The sequence below is a fragment of the Pseudobacteriovorax antillogorgiicola genome, from assembly GCF_900177345.1.
In the GTDB taxonomy this organism is placed as follows: domain Bacteria; phylum Bdellovibrionota_B; class Oligoflexia; order Oligoflexales; family Oligoflexaceae; genus Pseudobacteriovorax; species Pseudobacteriovorax antillogorgiicola.
In genome coordinates this window covers 1-18,061 of the sequence record NZ_FWZT01000045.1, presented here as the reverse complement: position 1 = coordinate 18,061, position 18,061 = coordinate 1, and the positions used below count along the sequence as shown (strand labels likewise).

The window sequence follows — 18,061 nt, the reverse complement described above, 5'->3', positions numbered from 1 at the left end:
AGCCACAAGTGATTACAGGTGGTTACAACGATAATGTCACAGAAACCTATCTTAAATTCTTATTCAATGTGTGTCGAACGAGCCCGGACAGCACACCATGTCACATTCAGGTGCCATAACCGGGAATTTTACCTTCATTCTCCAAAAATGAAAAAGCTCGTTTATCAGATTCTTTTGAAATACCAAAAGATCTTTGATGTCCGTATATTTGAATGGGTTATCATGAGCAATCATGTTCATTTGATGCTATACACACCTGATAGAGATACCCTGTCACGATATCTGCACAGTACAAACCTGGCGATTGCTAAGGCAATCAATCGAGATTTCAAAAAAAGCGGACAAGCTATCCAAGATCGATTCAAATCTCCTGTCATTGAAAATCATAGCTATGCTCTAAACACTGTGGGATATATCTGGCTCAACCCTGTACGGGCAAACCTTATTAAACCAAAGAATGCTCAGAACTATCCCTATTGCTCGCTATTTTATAAATGGCGCGGACTTCATGATCCCTTGGTATCTGATGACTCGATCTTAAATGAGCTTCTAGGCTTTAGTTTTTTGCAAGGGAGATCTGTTCAACAGTTCGCTCGTTATTGGTTGCAGATCGTTCTTAGTCGCATTAGTAGCCATAGTTGCGAGGTTTTTGAGAATCTTCATTCTGTCGGTAGTTATGAGTTTTGGAAGTCCAGACGCCCGATTCCTCGCCTTTCGTCTGCTTGATCTTAGCTACAACTAGGTTCTATATCGCAGATTTTCTATCTGCTTTACTACTCTATTGCCTACACGGTATTTAACTTCACTTATTGACATTTTCCATGTGACATTTGTCTACGTTGGATTCAAAACTATCTGTTTTTAGGCTTTGTGAAGCTTTGACTTCTTGGCTTTGACTTCGTTTGCTTCGTCTTGCTGAGGTTGGGTTATGCAAGGCCTTAGTTTTGCTCCCAAAGCTTCCCGTTACGGTTCCTCAACATTTTCCATGTGACATTTGTCTACGTTGGATTCAAAACTATCTATTTTTAGGCTTTGTGAAGCTTTGGCTTCTTGGCTTTGACTTCGTTTGCTTCGTCTTGCTGAGGTTGGGTTATGCAAGGCCTTAGTTTTGCTCCCAAAGCTTCCCGTTACGGTTCCACACGACTCGATGCCCCTATCTCACTTGTTTTTTTCAAGGCTGGCTTCATCAAACCATTTCTGTAAATCAGTTAATTCACTTTCTTCTGCATAATCAACTATACTTTTTCCTCTAAAGCTATCCCTCGCAAATGGGTTTGCTCCTGCACCTAATAAGAGATCCACTGAAGTTTTGAGGTCAGGATCCTTCAAGTCTATTTTTCTTTCTTGAAAGTCTTCACCTGTGGGCTTTACAAAAGATTGAATCAATGAAAATAGAGGCAACCTCCCAGCTTTATCGGGCATATTGGGGTTTGCTCCGTTTTCTAATAATAGCTTTACCTTTGGAAATACTGGCCCACTGCAAAAGATTTCACTAACTATCGTCAACGGCGTCCATTCACCGGCAATGTATTGATTAGGATCAAAGTTAGGTGATGCAACTATTTTTCGAATTTCCTCAATCTTTCCCCGACATATTATCTCTCCTTCATCCTTTGAAGGAAAGTATAAGTAAAAAAGAAGGATAACTCCTAACACACCAATAATGACCATAACTATAGTCTTATTCATTGTTTGAACCTCCGATAAGTTACATTAGGAGTAAAGCCCCACTCACTCACCACTACCCTATTCGCTTTGGACGATTGACTTACTGTAGCATTTGCCCCAACCACAATTCCTACATGACCAGTATACCCCCGCCCTGTCGATTGGCTTGCGGCTATGTCACCGGGTTGTGGATCATTGACTACTTCCCATCCTTCTATCTTCACTCTTGGGTCTGCCCAATCAGAAGCTGTCGGAGGACTTGTGCCCTCATACTCGAATCCAAACGTCCTTCCAAGATATCCACTTACACCACCGCCTCGAATATTTGGAATGGCAGCACCCGCCTCCGAAGCAACATCGTACACAAATTTATTACACTTGAAGTCACCCGAACCGAATTGGTCCTTTGTTGACTCCAGTGACCAGTCAGTGGAATCAACGTAATTTAAGGCGGTATCTGCAATTTTTCTTCTAACATCGTGAGCCCTATCATTCAACATATGAGAATAAAGCGCCGTAATAGCCCCATCCTCAAACGACCCACCTGTAAGCTCACTCGTTACACCACCAACTGTAGATGAAGCTGCTGCCTGTGTAAACGGATCTTGTGGGATATGTTTATAGACACCTGACACTGCAAAGGTTTGAGAGATTGCTGAGGATCGGAAACCATCTTCAAAGTTGCCTCCTAAGGCAGCACTGCGAAGACCACCTGCAACCCCATGTGCCAAGACTTTACCTACGGCCTGAGGAAATTCAAGATTATCACCAAAGGCTGTACCAATGCCATTAAATATACCGCCAGATACAGCTCCTATCAGCGTTGCTTTGAGATCGCCACCACTGGTGATGTAGCCATTTACAGCTCCAAGAGCTACCGAGCCCCAGAAAGATTGAGCGAAAACCGCTGTCGCTGGAACTGCGAATGCTACTGCTGTTACGGCAATTGCTGTTAGAGTTCGTTCGTTGGTTTTGATCCAACGGGACGCTTTATCAACATTCTTTCGAAGTGACTTGTTCCCGCCCATGTAGTTGTAGGTAGCCAGGCGCACCAGCTCTTTTGCTGGATTTTTTGCGAAGCTTGAGATCCCATCTGCCAGGTCTCCCGTAGCCTTTAGTACTTTATCGAGGATAAAACCTGATGGATCAGTGGCGTTGAGAGGGTTGTTCCACACATAACTATAGCGATTGAGACTCTGTGAAAAGTACGGGTTTTGGACGATCGGGTCAGCACTGGTAAACCTTGCTATGATTGGATCATAGACTCGACCATTCATATGAATTAAACCAACGGTATCAAGGTGCTCATGACCGGTAAACCCTCTCTGGGTGGTTGAGCTGCCAATTTCTAGGTCAACGGCACCAAAATCATCGGCATCTCGCCTTTGTCCCCAAGGATCAAAGCTATAGGACTCAACGAGTTTACCCGACTCGTCGGTGATGCTTGTGATGCTTCCTAGGTGGTCCTGATGAAGAAAACGTGTGCTTTCAACGTCGTTCTCTCTGGTAACAACTGCAATACCATCAATGTAGTGTTTATGAGTTATTTTACCGTCTTCAGAAACTCTTTCATAAGGGCCGACATAGATTGTCTCCGTCATCTTCCCATCTATGGAATCTAATCTGCGATAGCGACCTCCATCGGCGTCGTAGTCGATTTCTGTCCAGTTACCAGACCTCGCGATGTTGGTTGGTTTGCCAATAGCGCTGTATGTGAACGATTTGCCATCGCCAATGGTCATATATCCAGATTTGTCATAGCAGTAGCCGGCATTTTTGGGGCCGCTTACTTCGGTTACCGCATGTGGTCCTGCGAAGCCGCCGGCACATGATTCACCATACGTGTAGGCCCCAACATCTGATTTGCGAGTAATGTTACCCGCCGCATCGTAGTCTACAGTGACGAGCTTACCAAAGGAGTCCTCATGGCTGACGAGGCGGTTAAGGTCATCGTAGCCAAATACTTCGATTTGCCTTCTACGAAGGTCTTCTCTTTGACCAAGATTACCAATGTCATCCCAAGTGTATCTGAGATTTTGAACCGTTGAGTTGCTCGCTGATACGACTGATGTCAGCTGATACGACATGGACGGGTGATAGGACTGGGTAGCAACAGCTCCATTACCATACTGAGACTTAATCATTTGCCCCTTGGCATTGTATTCCTCAGCTTTCCAGTAAAACTCGCTCGGCTTTTTGGGATTGTATACCGATTCCTGGTAGCCAAAGCCATTGTACCGGTAAGCAACTGATAGACCCGTTGGGAATGTTCTTTGGCTGATTCGACCAGCACTATCATAACCAATAGTGAAGGTGTAATCTGTACTCTTTATGGATGTCGTTGTTTGCATTGGCCTTGATAGGCTATCGAAAGCAATGTTTGTTTCATGACCACCATTCTCTAAATAAGATCGGCTAAGTCGACCCAGTCCATTCTCAGCCTTGTCGAACTCAAAGATGCGAACTTCTACTTCGGCATCGGCTGAAACCCGACTGACTTTCTGTGTGACCCGCCCAAGCTTGTCATAGGTATAAGACTGGAGCCATCCATTGGCCTTGGTCTCTGACTCCAATTGAGATAGACGGTTATAGGTGTAACTCGTCACGCCTCGGTCAGGGCTTTGAAGGCTTGTTCGAAGGCCTAGGTCATCGAAGGTGTTGATAGTGGCATTTCCAGCGACGTCATGGTTTCGCCATAGCTGCCCCCTGGAATTGTAGAAGTAGCTTGTCTCATTGCCTAGGGCATCGATCGCGACAACCTTGCGATTTCTACTGTCGGTTATCGTTGTTTTGCGGTGACCTTTTTCATTTATTACAGTCGTTTTAAGCCCTTCTCGCTCAATATTGACCTGCGTTCCATCAGGTAGAATCTTAGTATCGAGGAGTAGGTTTCTGTCATAAATATGCTTCGTCCAGTAGACGTCAAAAGCTGAGCTGCCTTCAAAATAGGGGGTCGATCGCTTCTCAACCAAGCCAAATTCGTTGTATACCGTATCGGTATTGATCTTCTGGCCTGAAAAACCAACGACAACCTCTCTGATCGGACGATCAAATCGATCGAAGAACGTTACCTGCGGGGCAGACCCGGTTTTCGTTGCGCGAACAAGCGTGTAAGCTCCATTCGGGCAGCTGATCGATGGCGCCTTAGAGCAATAGTATCTCTCAAGCCGCTCCTTGACTGTATCTGGGTAGACTGTAGTGATTGCTTGGCCAAATATATTCCAACTGCTTTTTGTTTCCAGTCCATTCAGATCGAAAGAGCTTAGGACCTGGCCATTTCTAGGGTCAATAATCGTCTTTGTCGTTTGACCTAGTGCATTCTTTGTCGTTCTTGGATAACCATACTCATCATAACTTGTCTCGACAGTGATCTCATCAAATTCAAAACCGTCTTTTTTCGTCCAATTAGGCCAAGATGTTTTTGTAGCAACGATGAGTCCACGGCTATTATAGGTAAACTCGCTTTTTGTCGCTCTTTCATGCCGCGGGTTTACAGTAGACGATAGGAGCTGTCCCTCAGACGAATAGTTCCAAACAGTTTCGTCTATTGCTTTTGCTTGCTCCTCATTAAGCCGTTTATCAAAGTATGATTTTGTAACTTTCAAACGTGTTGGCTTACTGAGAGCTCCTGAATCTAGGGAGTTTTCATATTTCGATTCTTCCGTTAAACGATGAATGCCAAATTCGTCTGTTTGAATGACAGAAAAGCTCTTTTTGTTAAAGTTATCATCATAACCATAGCTAGATTCGGTTGAGCTAACCGGTTCGCCTTCCTGATCATATTGTTGGCTGCTTACAAGTTCAGGCGCAACAAAGTAACGACTGCCATTTAGGCGAGATAGGTAGGTATACTGGGTTGCCCCTGATAAGGTCGGTGTCGAGCTTGGGTCTAAAGCATTGAAGCTCTCAATTGAAACAACTTGACCGTGAGTTCGATTCTCGTAGTCCTGGCTGTAGGCATAGACAGACCGGCTCTTTGTTTTGGTATCGAAAACGACTCTCTTTTTAAACCCTAAGCCACCAAATCGAGGGTGAAATTTGAAACCTTCATATTGATATTCAACCGTCTTTACTCCACCAACACCATCAGCTACAGACATACTTTTGACCACTGGATAGGCGCCAATATAGTCATAAGATGGAAACTCAGCATCGTAGTATCTTTGGTAGACCTCAGGGTCATTTAAATGACTATATTGGAAACTAGCCGTGACGCCAAAGCCGTTATCATAACTAAGGAGCCTCAGAGGCTGAATACTACTGGTGGAAACAGATAAGTTTCTTTCATCAAAGGAAGTAATGTCCAAGGCTCCGTCACCATTCATGTCCTCGAAATGAAGAGGCCAATCATTCGGCTTCCACCTATCAATACTCGAGAAAACCTCGGAAATCTTTTCAGGAGCTAAGAAGCTTGATCCAGTGTTGACAGAAACGTAGAGCCCATCTGGAGCCATCCCAACAAGATCAGATAGTCCATCACGATTTAAGTCTACAATATTCCGGTAGTCCTTCTTATCGAATTTTCTAGCGAACTCATCAGACCAAGATTGGACTGAGCTAAAGCTTTCGCCGTTTCCGAGTGCCACAAGAACGTCTAGTCCGTTTATCACCGTTAGGTCTGCAAAGCCGTCGCTATTGATATCGATCACACTAAAAAGGTCATAGCTTCGATTGAATCTAGCAAGTATTGGATGACTAACTTCTTCTGGATCTGAAAACCCGTTTCCTTGGTTGTAGGAGATATATAGAACATCATCTTTTCTTCCCAAGATATCAGGAAAACCATCTCTATTGATATCAAAGACAAAAAACTCATGTTTAGAAAAATCCCAGTCATCTTGAAGTGTGAGTTCATCTAACCACTGACGGGCTGGCTCGAACTTTCCTGACGATTGCAGCGCAACAAATACACCTTCATAGTTAGCCCCGATAATATCCGGAAGACCATCATTATTCACATCACTGACCAGTCGCTTGTCGTCTTTATCCCAATTGATTGAAGACGACTTAAAGTCCTGGGACCAGATTGTCGGCTCCAATGGCCCATCCTTAGAGCCAAGACTCACCATCACACCATTATTGCTAAAGCCGACGATGTCAGTGAAACCATCTCGGTTGATATCATGGAGCTGTATCTGATCTCTTGCTAGTTTCCAGCCTCTACCTAGATCAAAGTTATCGAATAAGACAATCTTTGGTCTGAGAAATTCTCCATTTTTGTCATTATAGGCAATATGAACACCGCGCTGATTGAACAGAAGAAGATCACTGAAGCCATCTCCGTTGATGTCGGCAATCTTAATTGCCTGTTCGTTGCTCGAGCTAGTAAGGCCAAATGTATTCCCGAAAGTCTTTCGATCAGAGTACTTATAGCCTAGGGTATCATCGCTCCATGAGAAACTTAGAGGAGCAAAGCACCTATCGCTCGAAGAGCAGAGATCTAATTGAGTGAGAACCTTCTTCTCGGAGGAGGATTCGTGGCCATACTTAAGGTCATAAAACCATAGACGCTCGTCTTGCTTAAAAATATTTATTCGATGCAGCAAGTGAGACTGCATATGAGACGCTCCTGTTTGAACGTACTGTCTAGTATGAGATCTTTTTTCATACTCAAATTTCACAGTAAACGGTCCAGGGGCTTGGTTTGCTGGCTCTTGGGTGGAAAACTTTGAAAGGCTAGGATCATATGCCGTATACTCGATTGTGTCTAGAAGACGCTCTCCATCAACTATGGCATAGTTATAGTACATGATATTGCCAAAGGCATCGTGGATTGAGTTTAACGACCAGCTCCAAACAAGCTCCTCGCCCTCAACCCTAGAGTTTGCTTCTCTACCATAGGTATAGATCTTCGAGTTAGGCTTAATGACAGAGAAATATTCTGGTCCGTCTTTATGCTGTCCATGAGCTACGATCTGATCTTGGCTTGCTACTTGAGTGATGTAGCGACTGCCTTCTGCACCATGGTCCCCACCATCTGAAGATAGAAGAAGAGGAATCCCATCGAGGCAGAATCTCACAAAAGGGCTGCCTGATGTCGCTTCAGAACCAAGCTCTACAGGCCCCTTACATCGCGCAATCTGGCTCTCACCAACCAGTATAAAACCTGACCCAATCACTCCAGAGTCACTGGTATTTGAGTAAGCGAGTGAAAGTTGCGGAGTCATTCCATTAACGCCTTCAGGAACTTTGACAGGAATGCTTAAAATTGAAGCGCCATTTTCACTAACCTTAGCAGTGACTGGTATCTTGCCAACTAGGTCCTGCAACTCATCAATAGGCTCAGTTTCGTTTAGTTTTTTGACCGCTTCAGATAAGCCAGCAAAAATTTCTTCACTGCTTTCGTTACGACTGGTCAGGTCCCGATAGAGATCAATAAGTTCTTCAGGTGCAGAAGAATTATTCGTCGTCAGTAGTTGGAGCGTACTTCGTAAAGTGACGAGTTCCTGCCTCGTTTCTTCAACTTTAGCGTAGGCACTGCTAAACTTTCTTCTTACTTCGCTTTCTTGGGGACAAGAGAATAGCAACGACAGATTCGGGTAGCTTGGACATTGCGCCAGTGGGTGACTACCTAAAGTAGACTGTAAAAGCTCGATGATCTTAGAGAGATTTTGAAGCCTTTCGTAAACTTGATCACTTGTAAGAACTTTATCAAACGCTGAAAGATCTTGAAAGGAGGGGTGTCCATTAGCTAAAAAAAAACTTTCCCAGCCACTCACGACACCTTGAGAAAGGCTTTCAGCACTTGATAAGAGTCTTTGCTCCAACTCAGAAGCTAGCTCAGAGTTGGAACTTAATGACGGATCATTAAGGGCTATGAGTAAGCCCTTTTCCTGATCGGAGAGAAGATTCCAAGAGATATCATTTTCAGTTGCGAAGTCTCTTGCTCCCTCTTCGTCGGAGTCTAGGACTCCAAGGGAGGACTTAAGCTCCTCACACTCCTCAGTTAGTTCCTCTTGAAACAAAAGCCATTCGTGAGGGCTTTTTCCATCAAATAGCGCCGCTTCTCTTTTGGGAAAGTAGATGTCTGACAAGAACTTATCTGATGCGGAATTTTTAGGGTAAACAACCTTGCTCGAAAGCCACTCCATGGACTCTTCATTGGAGATATTGAAGTTTTTAAGAAGGGTGATGACAAGCGCAGACCCTGTGTAGGAGTTTGAAATATCTTGAGTTCTAGGAAGACTTTCAATGCCTAGCGTGAAGTTTTTCATCAACGGCTGCTGACCGCGTAGACTATCCGATAACTGGATGCCTAGTTTAAACACATCTTGATTCCAGTACTTAGCATCTGTTAAAGCGTTTAAAACAAGCTGGAAAAATTCGATGCTATTTTTATTCACACCAAGAAACGTCTTCTGCTGAAGATTGAAGAAGAAATTCAAATTTAGTCGCGAGTTGCAGCTATGAATTTCACTTGTAATCATGCTCTCTGCGGAACAATTTGATAGTAGGTAATCGTCCACCGTACCGTTTGTCATTAAATAGATATCATCAGTATCGAGGACGTTAGTCGGGTACATACCTACGATGAAACTTGATTCAGCTCCTTGAACAAGGTCTGCACCAATGTCAAATGTAAGTTCAGCACTTACTGTTTCATCAGCTGTTGGACTATTGAGTCGGCGGTAGGTAGACCAGTATTGGCTATACATTCGATGGTATTTCCAAAGAGCCCATACTGTTCGGATTTCACTTCTTTCGGCACTGCTCGTAGCTTGTCTCATCTGGTGGCCATACCAAGACTTCATCTCGTCCCAGTTAAAGATGTGATTGGCTTCAAGTCTCCAGTCGATGTCCTCTGATGTCAGCTGATACTTCAACTCCCCAGCAAGGGCTGGGAGCCTATCATCGATATTCTTTATTTTCTTGTGCACCTCTGATGCGACACAAGATTTGATCTTATCTGGGCTAGCTAATAGGTTTAGTTCAGCCATGTCCTGGACAGCAGTCAACTCGCTTTCCTGCTGTTTAAATAGACCTTTACCGTTCTTATAGAGAATAGGACTCATCGGAATGATAATGCGTTCCACCCTATTGTCGAGGCTACCCGTGAGCCTCTCTGCAACGTTGCCGAGCCCTGTCCAAGATGAATTGATTTCTTTTATAAATTCACCTAGCTGGAACCTTTTATCTTGTACCTTCTCTGCTGAAGCTAAAGAACTTAGGTCAACACTATCGCCTATGGTAGAAACTTCACCAAGCAGCCGCTGGTAGTAAGAAATCGAATCAATAATATACCTAGTCTTCGCAATTGCAGACAAAAAGTCTCGATCAAAGATTATTTGAACTTCCTCAGAATCAATAAGAAATGATTGACCCTTGGAACATAGCGCCTTACGATCAGACTGTAGTTTTTCCTGTGCAGCTATCTGGCTATCAAAGCTCTCCTTGGTTTTTTCTTTTATGCCACTTGCACTATTCTGAATACCGTTCTGTTTCTCTTTCAAAGAAGCAATTTGATCATCAATGGCTTTGATGGAACGTGATTCCTGCTTATGCTGTTCAAGTAAGCCGAGATATTCGGAGAGAATTGCTGGTGAAGCTGTGTACCTATAATCAACGTAGTTTGGAACTAGATTTCCTCCTTCTATCCTGCCTCCATTCGCATAGAAAAATGTGATTTCTTCAAGTGAAGCGGATCTTGTCTGAAACTTTTTGCATCCCCCGATTTGCTTTTCTTTATAAGGACCAGCTAGGTTTGTCTCACACCACATACTAGCAGCATTGTCTATGAGGTTAAGGCTGGTTTGGCTATCAGCCTTTTGGCTTTCATACTGATCGATACTTCTATCTATTTCAAGAAGCTGATCACTAAGAACGCTAAGAGCTTGATCCTTCTGAAATCTTAAGTTTTCGATAGTCGACGACAGTAGACTATCTTCAATGTCACATTGATCTTCTCTTTCCTGTGCTCGCTCGGCTTTTTCTAGCTCTGAGATAAGGTTTGAAAGTGAGTTGAAGTCTGTTTCTACGGATGAAATAAACTTATTCACTAGGGCTGTCTGAGGTGTTTTCAAGCCTGCGTTAATTTCGACAAAGTCTCTTCGAAGGGTGGACTCAAGAGCCGTCTTCAACTTTTTCTCAAGCCTTGAAGATACAAACGAAACGAAGTTACCTGGTAAGTTGAATTGATTTCTATGCAAGGATTCTAACTCACGATAGGCGAGCAAGAAATCATCTTTAACCGAGTAGTTACCAATCGTAATAAGGTCTATCAAGTTACGTAGCATCGTGAATCTAATTTTAGAGTCACTTAGATCAGAATACGCAGAGCGAAATTTTTGCCTCTCATCTGACTCATCAGAGCAGGGGGATTGTAGTGAAAGACCTGGCTCAGATGAGCATATACTTTTCTCATGATCATCGAAACTTTTTTGCACAACCTCAATAATTTTAGACTGCTCTCTTATCTTTTCCCGAATTCCTGTATCAACAACAACTTGCTCAAATGCTGACAGATCCTCAAATGACATATCTTCATTTGCAGCTACAAATTCGTTCCAGGAGCTTTCAATATCTTGAAGTAGATTTTCAGAGCTATCTGATAATTGAGATTCAAGCTCCGAAGCTAGCTCAATTGCTTTGTCCCCATAGGATGGGTGTGTCAGGGTCATAAGAGTCGCTTTTTGATCATCAGAAAGCAGCTCCCAAGAGATGCCGTTCTCTAGCGCCAAACTCTTTGCAAGATCCTCATGGAAACTAGATGACCCAAGCTGCCCAATAAAAGCGCCAAAGAGTTCGGTAAACTCTAGACTGGATTCCGGAGAAAGATCGTTTGAAAGTTGATTACTTACAAGTCGTTCATTTAGGAACCAATAATTATTAAAGATCTCTTGTACCATTGAGAGATTCGGTAATTCACCTGAATTTTCATCAGCGAAAATCTTTTTATTAGTTACCTTGAAAGATTCGTTGGATATTTGGACGGCGGAATTTAGGAATAAGAGAAGATCATAGACTCTCAATAGATCACTGACTTTTGCACTTGGATCTTTGAGCACCGTTTCGCTAAGAGACAGGAGTTCCTCAATGTAGAAATTAGTCCAATGCCTTAGACGGGCAAGACTCTCATCACTAGGGTTAGCTAGATATTCCGCGAAGATTTGACTTTTTGATGCATCTAAGACGAGATTTTCAAAGCTATTCTCTGAAGGAAGTTCAGCCTTTATAGTTGAGGAGTAGGAAACATGAGGCTTATTCTGCTCCTCTGCTCTGTATTCAAGCCACTCAGCAACCTGACTTTCAGTGCCAACCCAAGCAATCAGTTTTGAGTAAGCTCCACCTGTAATATTACACTCACTGGGACCACATAATTGACCGAGGGTTACTCCAAGAATAATCTTTTCATTAGTATTATCAGTCTTGCTCACCCAGTCACTCAATGTTGAAACTACCGACTGATCCTTGAGATAAGTAGGGTTGAGGTGAAGATAGTTGACCACAAGACTTTCAATTGAGTCGTTTGCTGCATCTTCCTTCATCAGATCGAGGCAACTTAGAAAGAGTTTCTCTTCCATGCTGAAAACCTGTTGAATGGTTTCTTCAGCAGACAAGCTTTTCAAGTCTTTACAAGACCCGGTATTTGCTGAAGCAGCACCGCTGATTAACAGGTGCGCTACTGTGGAATATAGAAATGCTCTCAAATCAATCTCCTCGATCTCTGTCGGTCAGATGTGTTTGCAAATTTTTTACTTTGCCACTTCATATTGAAAATGTAGTGCAGATATCCTTAACGAACCGGCGTTACCAATAACACTTCCACCAAGGAAAATATCCGTGGAACTATGAGAATTTTGCAGTACCGAAAATGTAACGTAGGAAGGCGAGGCATCAAACATAGCTGTGCCATAGAACTCTGTTTTATTATCAGTATACGGCAACCCTTTTGTGCTTAGAACGACATAAGTGTTCTTGCCGCCACTTAAAACTGAGATACCTTCAATTCGTTCGACCGTAGCGAAAACCGTATCGCCAACTCGTCTCCACCTGGCATTCTGTACGCTTAAAGATGGGGTTGCAAGATTAACGGAACTGACCAGATCGGGGTTCCAAGTCCCCTCTTCATACCTTGGTTTCGTTTCTAACTTTAACCTGAGGAGGGTAATTTGCTGTTGCAGTTTTTTAACTTCGTCTTCAGAGCTTTGTCCATACAAAGACAGCGAGAAAGAAATCATGACCGCAAACAAGATGGTTCGTAACATAATAAAATCCTTTGGAGATGCTGTTTCGAGTGAATCGTCGTGACCTTGCAAGCGGCTGACTAAAAGCTCAACACTTACCAAAAACCTTCCCTGCTGCGACATTCTAGAAATCAAAAAAAGGAGGAAAGCCACGCTAGGTTTACTACTGCGAACCTACATGTATTTAGGTAGGAGAGTTATACAGGCACTATATTGCAGAGTCAACACCTTATTGACATACTTTGATTTATTTTAATTCAATATTATCAGTCTGTTAACTGGTCATAAAGTTTTTTTCAGTAAAATAATATAACTAGGAAAACCAAGTAGATAGAAATGAAGCTCGGTGGGCGTGATGTTCGCACCCGTTACTACGAACGGGCGATTTATTGAGTTGAAATGGCAGCCTCTTTGTCTCATACATGGCTACCACTTCGAATGCTTTGGTGAGACTTTTAGAACTCCTCGACTTTTACAAAGCCTGATCCTAGTTCTTCGACTCTTGCCGTACATGGATAGGAAGGGTGTCCCCCCCAAACAAATAGATCCAATGAGCCGTAACCATCAAAAGACAGAATTCCATCTTTTTCAGCCGTGATTATCTTACTGAATTCAAATGCCTGTGTTGCCCCCGCACTTGTATTTTTTTTGTAGACTAACTCGGTGGTAGAGTGAACTATTTTGGATTCCTCTCCGTCAGGCTTGAATTTTGCGAATATGTTCATTGAGCAGTCAACACATTCCTTGCCTTTAGGGGCCTGAATAAGACCTGAAATGGAAATGCGGTAGGTCTTTCCCTTTTTCAGATCGAAGGTCAGACCAAGTGGCTTATGCTTGTCACGAAAAGAGTAGAAGTTTTGGGAAAGAGATTTTTCCATATACGGAACTCTATTGGTAGTTTTCATCTCGATCTTCAGCGCTGTGATATAGTTCTCAAGCTTTTGTATTCTTGATAAGTTCTCATCAGCTGTGGCTCCATAGGAAAACTGACTCAGAGAAGATCCTATTAGGATGGCAAGTAGCTTAAAGTTCATTCGTAATCCGATTCTGCGAAGGGTTGTTGTCATGACGAATCGTGAGCGCCAAGCACCCACGTCATTATGGTTGACTTCATAGCCTAAGTATATGAAAAGTTCAATCAGTAAAGCAGAGTTGCAAAAATGCGGTTAGCCTTATCCAAAAATTCAATATAGATTACAATATTTTATATACTATGAGGGTCAAATTCTTCCCAAGCAAGTTTCGAATGGAGATCGCTTGCGACTCACTTCTCCACCCTAGCCTCTACCACAGCCTTTAGCTCGCCACCCTCTGATAACAAACGATCATGATTTTCCATAGAGTCTCAAACCCTGTATCCGTTCGTCCCAGTTGTAATTTCGAACATCTTCGCCTTTTTTAGCTAGAGAGCTTCACATTGAATATATTGCTCATTGCATTCCAGGTAGTCACTTGTCTCACGGTGAAAAACGCCCGCCCCCATATATTTCTAACCTTCTTCCCTTGCACTTCTGTTTAATGATAGAACACCTTTCACGGCAAGGCGTCTCTCTTACGAAGGAGTCATCATTGAACATAATTACAGAAACAAATGACCAAAGACTCGATATCTACAGATTGCAGAAAGATGGGCCTTTACGCCAAGAGGGCAAAATCATTGTAGATAGTGCCCGGGTTGTGGAGCGACTGCTTAAGACTCCTATCCAGCTCAAAAAGCTGCTCGCCTCAGAGGCCTTTATTACAAAAAACCGCGACTTACTAGAATGGCATCCAGCTGCCGAGATCAACTCCTGCTCCCCGGAGATCATGACGAGTATCGTCGGTCATCGGATTCACAGCGGCGTCATAGCAATTGCAGAGCGACCTTCAGATACTCCTCTGGAACAACTTGGATCCCGGATAATTTTTCTCAACGGAGTCAATAACGCAGAGAATGTAGGAGCTATCATCCGCAATGGCCTGGCCTTCGGCGCCCCATCGATTATTGCAGATGGGTTAAGCTGCTCTCCCTTCGTACGCCGGAGTATACGCGTCTCCATGGGCGCAATTTTCAAGATGAAGAGCTTTCACTGTCAGCTGGCCTTACCCTGCCTCAAAGAACTGAAGCAGCTCGGTTATCAAATTTTTACAGCAAGTTTGAATGAATTTAGCTGCGACCTTCGCTCTGTAGAGTTTCCCAAAAAAGCCGTCCTAGTGATTGGCTGCGAGGGCGATGGGATTCAAGCCGAAGTGGAAGCTTTCGCTGACCAAGCCATTCATATTCCCATGGCAGGTGGCATCGACAGTTTGAATGCTGCTGTCGCTTCAGGAATATTCCTCCATGCAATGATGGGATCACCGGCAGAAACTTTTTAATCGTTCATAGCTTTCTTTGAGACGCAGAAAGTCTTCGGTCTGCCCCCCTTGATCAGGATGGAGGGCCAAGGACTTTTTATAAAACGCCTTTTGAAGATCTCTTTGGGACATGGTTTTAAGATGCTCCACACTGGGAATGTCGAGACACATCAGGCATGAGAGAAGCTGATCGCCGCGAGGTCGGTCCTGCCAACTTGAAAACTTTTTCCAGAAGTCATCAATCATCGCCTCCATCTCTTCATCCGAATAGGCTTGAGAGTTTTTTGGATCGGAATAGAAGTGAAACATCTTTGATTGGGTAAACTGACACTCATCGGCATGCTTAAGCCACCATTGTTCCGATGTGTGTTCGCTACAAAAGAGCTGCGCTTTTTTGGAGCAGTCTGGCAGATCATACGAATCGAAGGCTCGACACGTGCCGACCGGCACAGTCTTTACCAAGACCCCTGTAGGATCGAAGCCAACAACGGGTATCAGGTCGTGCTTGAGGTAGTCATCAAACAGAGTCATGAAAATTGCTCTATCAGTTTCATCGATCTGATCAGCTAGGGCATCGCTTGGGTCAGCTTGATAGTGGGCTAGTATACTTAAGTTGGTTGCCACATGACGGACTGCAAAGGCAGTGAGCTGCTGCCCCTGGACGGATCTTAGCAGTGATCTAAGTTCGTCTCTCGGCATATGACTCGAAAGCAGACTAAGGTCTCGAATACGGACCAAAGGACTCTCTGCAATGCTCACACTTGTACTCTCCGCTGGTGGCTTAAGATGAGACAGGATCTGCAGTGACATGGTTTCAAGAGACATGAGTGCATCGAATGACGGGAGCAAGGGTCCCCCTTTTTCGCTTTTTTGACAGGTATCGTGCTTTTATTATAGCCAGCTAAAGAGCTTCGATCATTCCTTTATTTTTGACTGGTAAATTTTATTAGGAATTCAGTCGATATGAAAGAAAGTCAAATCTACCTGGTCGTAGCTATGAATCATACCAAGATAATCATTTGCTGGGCTATCTTATCTGCCTGTGGGTCAGACCAGAGCAGCTCTGATAGCAAGCCTCTAGACAGCGGTGTCGAGCCTGATACAGCTGCCTTAGAACCTATCCCAGTGGGGGGAACATTCTTGGTTGACTGCGAGCCCATAGAACACGGCGAGCAAACATTAATACTAGGTTGCCGTGCCACCGACCCAGCTCAAGACCTATCGCTGATCAAAACTAAGGCCTACATCATTGAAGACGGACTGGCGACGCTGCTAGAGTCACTCCCACGAGCAAGCTCTTGGCAGAACCACTACTCAATTCCCACCAAGTCGATTCCTGAAGCTGTGTTTAGACTGGATATTATCAATGACAGCGGTGATGCAACGGGCTCTTTCATGGAGCCCTTGGTAAGTCTAACTCAAGGTTCCGCAGTACAGCGCTGATAGAGACCTTTAAGAATTGGTCGGAAGTGAATCCAGAAGCCAACGCGCTCAGCTTCAGTGATAATACCCACGCAAGCGCGAGCAGTGATCTCATCGCGAACCAGAGTCACCAGGTCATCGATGGCTTGTTTCAGCTCCTCGATTTCTACTGTACCATTCTGGTTTTGATCAAGTAGCAGCACAACGATATCTTTAAAAGTATCTAAGGCGTCGTTAAGCTCGGGGCCGAAGTCGATCCGACCATTACCATTGTAATCGAAGTTTTCGAGTAAAAACGTTTTTGTTTCTTCGATAAATTCACCAATTTGATCAAAGATACTATCGTCATCCTGAAGCTCCAAGGTTCCGTTACGAATATCCTCATATACAAGAGCCGCTGCCAAAGACTCAAGATTTTGGTTTTGCTTGCCCCAAGCAAATGCTGAACCCGAAATAACTAGGGCGGCTAATGTGAGCCACATTCTTATCATGATCCCCTCCGTCTTCAATGAATAATCGTGTTAAAGGTGTATCAAACTAAGGCTGGCTACATGATTTAGAAAAGTTGAATTCTAAAGAAATCAATGTAGTCGTTTTGCAGCGAGAATATCAAGAGAAAGTCTCAAAACTTATCATTTCAGACAGGGGCCGCTCTTGTTCCCAACCCAAAGTCTTTAATTCTGGTTCTTCAGGGAACTGATCAACGTAGCCAAGACACAGCAAGGCAACCAGTTTAAAGCCGGCCGGAACTTGAAGCTGTTCATTCAAGTCTTGACTATCCAGAATACTCACCCAACCGAGACCGATGTTTTTTGCCCGTGCCATGAGCCACATATTTTGAATGGCACACACTACTGAGTACGGCCCAGCTTCTTTCATGGTCGTCTGGCCTAATACAGGACCAATAGGTTCACGATAGTACACTGCTAACAAATGGGAGCACTCCTTGATACCTTCCAATTTGAGTTTGCTGTACACTTGCTTTCGCTGGCCATGAAACTGATTTTCAGCACTGGCATTTGCTCTATCGAAGTTTTCTAAAATTACAGCACGCGTAGCCGGTGATTGGATGACAACGATTTTCCAAGGTTGGCTGTATCCTACCGATGGAGCAAGAAAGGCGGCATCGATCACTTGCTGTAGGTCATCATCTGAAATCTGCTCAGGTGTAAATCGATTGCCCCGGATATCCCTGCGATGGACCATAATCTGTTTTAACAGCTCTTGATCTTCAATAGAAAATTTTGGTCCCATGGTCGCCGCCTTGCTCCTAAGTGCTTCAAGATTTTATAACTATTAGCACTTTTGAAAAAATCTGACCAGAAATTAGGGTCTGTTGACGGTTCGAAGACACGTAACTAGGTTCTGTCTGACGAATACCTAAAAATGGTGTATGATCCTCGAAACTTCTAGGAGACACACCTTGGCTGGTCGTTTTGAGCTCACGGATGAGC

At 43.8% G+C, this 18,061-nt stretch carries 10 protein-coding genes; 3 read left to right on the top strand and 7 right to left on the bottom strand.

What is annotated here, in order from left to right; translation table 11 throughout:
* Window positions 1-33 precede the first annotated feature (33 nt).
* Window positions 34-726: a transposase gene (locus tag B9N89_RS30425; protein WP_132326260.1), complete on the top strand. Its 693-nt coding sequence runs from the start codon at window positions 34-36 to the stop codon at window positions 724-726.
* Window positions 727-1,158: 432 nt separating this feature from the next.
* On the opposite strand, the gene B9N89_RS30420 is transcribed toward B9N89_RS30425, so the two are convergent.
* The 4 genes from B9N89_RS30420 to B9N89_RS30405 form a co-directional block, all read right to left on the bottom strand.
* Window positions 1,159-1,689, bottom strand: a complete 531-nt coding sequence (locus tag B9N89_RS30420) for an ankyrin repeat domain-containing protein (RefSeq protein WP_132326262.1) — start codon at window positions 1,687-1,689, stop codon at window positions 1,159-1,161.
* Window positions 1,686-12,314: an FG-GAP-like repeat-containing protein gene (locus tag B9N89_RS30415; protein ID WP_132326264.1), complete on the bottom strand. Its 10,629-nt coding sequence runs from the start codon at window positions 12,312-12,314 to the stop codon at window positions 1,686-1,688. The genes B9N89_RS30420 and B9N89_RS30415 overlap by 4 nt, the downstream gene beginning before the upstream one ends.
* Window positions 12,315-12,359: 45 nt before the next feature.
* Entirely contained in the window at window positions 12,360-12,953 is a 594-nt protein-coding gene (locus B9N89_RS30410; RefSeq protein ID WP_132326266.1) for a hypothetical protein, read from the bottom strand.
* A gap of 353 nt (window positions 12,954-13,306) precedes the next feature.
* Window positions 13,307-13,885, bottom strand: coding sequence for a hypothetical protein (locus tag B9N89_RS30405; protein WP_132326268.1), 579 nt, complete (start codon window positions 13,883-13,885; stop codon window positions 13,307-13,309).
* Between the two features lie 535 nt (window positions 13,886-14,420).
* On the opposite strand from B9N89_RS30405, the gene B9N89_RS30400 reads away from it, so the two are divergent.
* On the top strand, window positions 14,421-15,206 hold the full coding sequence (locus B9N89_RS30400; RefSeq protein WP_159455752.1) for a TrmH family RNA methyltransferase: 786 nt from the start codon (window positions 14,421-14,423) through the stop codon (window positions 15,204-15,206).
* Here B9N89_RS30400 and B9N89_RS30395 read toward each other — a convergent pair.
* Window positions 15,186-16,034 (bottom strand): J domain-containing protein, encoded by an 849-nt coding sequence (locus B9N89_RS30395; RefSeq protein WP_132326272.1) that lies wholly within the window; start codon window positions 16,032-16,034, stop codon window positions 15,186-15,188. The two genes, B9N89_RS30400 and B9N89_RS30395, sit on opposite strands and share 21 nt — an antisense overlap.
* A gap of 114 nt (window positions 16,035-16,148) precedes the next feature.
* Here B9N89_RS30395 and B9N89_RS30390 point away from each other — a divergent pair, with 114 nt between their 5' ends.
* Window positions 16,149-16,628: a hypothetical protein gene (locus tag B9N89_RS30390; RefSeq protein ID WP_132326274.1), complete on the top strand. Its 480-nt coding sequence runs from the start codon at window positions 16,149-16,151 to the stop codon at window positions 16,626-16,628.
* Here B9N89_RS30390 and B9N89_RS30385 read toward each other — a convergent pair.
* Window positions 16,604-17,098: a hypothetical protein gene (locus B9N89_RS30385; RefSeq protein WP_132326276.1), complete on the bottom strand. Its 495-nt coding sequence runs from the start codon at window positions 17,096-17,098 to the stop codon at window positions 16,604-16,606. The two genes, B9N89_RS30390 and B9N89_RS30385, sit on opposite strands and share 25 nt — an antisense overlap.
* 118 nt (window positions 17,099-17,216) lie before the next feature.
* Window positions 17,217-17,861, bottom strand: a complete 645-nt coding sequence (gene bluB, locus B9N89_RS30380) for a 5,6-dimethylbenzimidazole synthase (protein WP_132326278.1) — start codon at window positions 17,859-17,861, stop codon at window positions 17,217-17,219.
* Window positions 17,862-18,061 lie beyond the last annotated feature (200 nt).